This is a genomic window from Aeromonas aquatilis (assembly GCF_054052405.1).
Window position 1 is genome coordinate 1 of the sequence record NZ_JBSTYP010000132.1, and the last position, 1,830, is coordinate 1,830.

Below are 1,830 nucleotides of genomic sequence, written 5' to 3' on the forward strand. Positions count from 1 at the left end.
CATTTCAGAATCCCAGGTCGTTTAGCTCAGCTGGGAGAGCACCTCCCTTACAAGGAGGGGGTCACTGGTTCGATCCCAGTAACGACCACCATATTCGCAAGCGAGGCTGAGATATCAGCTGCGGTTGCAGAGAAAGTCCCCACTCAGATGGGGATTTTTTTTGCCTGAAATTCAGTGAACAGCACTTTCTATTGTTCGATCTCTTAACCTATCCCGTCAGCTCCCGTCTTATCCAAGCGCCCTTTTCCATTCCCGCTCTTATTCTGCTGATGTCAGCTCATCTTATTGCAGCACCTTGACCGTCGCCTCTGGCGAACGGCAATAAAAAGGGCAGGCCAAGGCCTGCCCGTAAGGGTGCGCAAAGCGTTACATGATCCCGCGGATCAGGATCCCGCTGATCAGCAGCGGCGCCACCAGGCGCCAGCACCAGAGCAGTGCCAGACGCAGGGCGGGTGACAGGCCCGCAGGCAATATGGCATCACCCAATCGCCAGCCCAGCAGCAGGGTCAGTACCAGACCAAACAGCGGCATCATCAGGTTGGAGGTGAGATAGTCGAGCAGCTCGAAGATGGTCTTGCCAAACAGGGTCAGATCGCTCCATGGGCCGAACGACAGGCTCACCGGAATGCCGGATGTCATGATAAGCAGGGTCAGTACCCGGCAGGCGCCACGACGCGACCAGCCCCACTCCTCAGTGGTGAAGCGCACCAAATGCTCCAGCATGGAGATGGAGGAGGAGAGTGCGGCGACCAGCAGCAACAGGAAGAAGACCACCCCCAGCCCCTGACCGAACGGCAGATGGCTGAAAACGGCGGGCATGGTCATAAAGGTGAGCCCTGGCCCTGCGGTGGGATCGATGCCGGTGGAGGCCAGCGCCGGGAAGATCATCAAGCCCGCCAGCACCGAGATAAGGCTTGCCAGTGTGACCACCCAGACCCCGGAGCGCAGCACCCCTTCGCTATTGGGCAGGTAGGCGCCATAGGTAGTGTGTACCCCGAGCCCGATGGAGAGGGAGAAGAAGGCCAGTCCCAGCGCGTCCAGCACGCTCTGGCCGGTCAGCATGGAGAAGTCCGGCAGCAGCAGCTGGCGTACACCCGCCATGGAGCCCGGCATGGAGAGACCGACTCCAACCAGCAGCAACATCATGATGAAGAGCGCGGGCATCATCCAGCGCAGTGCCCGCTCAACCCCTTTCTGAATACCCCCCTGCACGAACCACCAGGTCAGGCCCGCGAAGATCAGATGGGTCAGCACCGGCCACCAGGGGTTGCTGACATAGCCGTTGAACAAGGCGGTGAGGGCGCTCCCCTCGCTCAGGTTGAGCTTGCCAGCCATCGCCAGCGCAGCGTAACCCACGGTCCAGCCACCGACCACGCTGTAGAAGCTGTAGATAAAGAAGCCGCAGGCAATCCCCATATACCCCATCCAGCGCCAGTTCGGCCCTACCAGTTTGCGAAAAGCGCCGAGCACCCCGCGCTGGCTATGGCTGCCGAGCAGGGTCTCCCCGACCTGTACCGCTACCCCCAGGGTGAAGCTGAACAGCAGAAACACCAGCAGAAAGGCGCCACCGCCATTGGTGGCGGTCACATAGGGAAACTTCCAGATGGCACCAAGGCCAATCGCTGTGCCTGCTGCGGCCAGCACATGACCGAGACGGGAAGACCACTGAACCTGGCTCATACAACCTCCGGGTAACACGACATCGAAGCAATACTCCTGAATAGCAATAAACGACAGACCATAAAAAAGGCTATGTCCCAATTACGTGTTGAAAGGCTAAGCTTGAAGTAGGCCATCACCTTGAGGTCTACCATCATGGATACCCCAGCC

General features: G+C 59.2%; 1 protein-coding gene and 1 tRNA gene. One reads left to right on the forward strand and one right to left on the reverse strand.

The annotated features are described in order from the left end of the window. Positions 1–15: 15 nt before the first annotated feature. Positions 16–91 (forward strand) — tRNA-Val (locus ACW5W8_RS23580). Between the two features lie 275 nt (positions 92–366). On the opposite strand, the gene ACW5W8_RS23585 is transcribed toward ACW5W8_RS23580, so the two are convergent. Next, on the reverse strand, positions 367–1,680 hold the full coding sequence (locus ACW5W8_RS23585; RefSeq protein ID WP_498630848.1) for a sodium-dependent transporter: 1,314 nt from the start codon (positions 1,678–1,680) through the stop codon (positions 367–369). Positions 1,681–1,830: the final 150 nt, after the last annotated feature.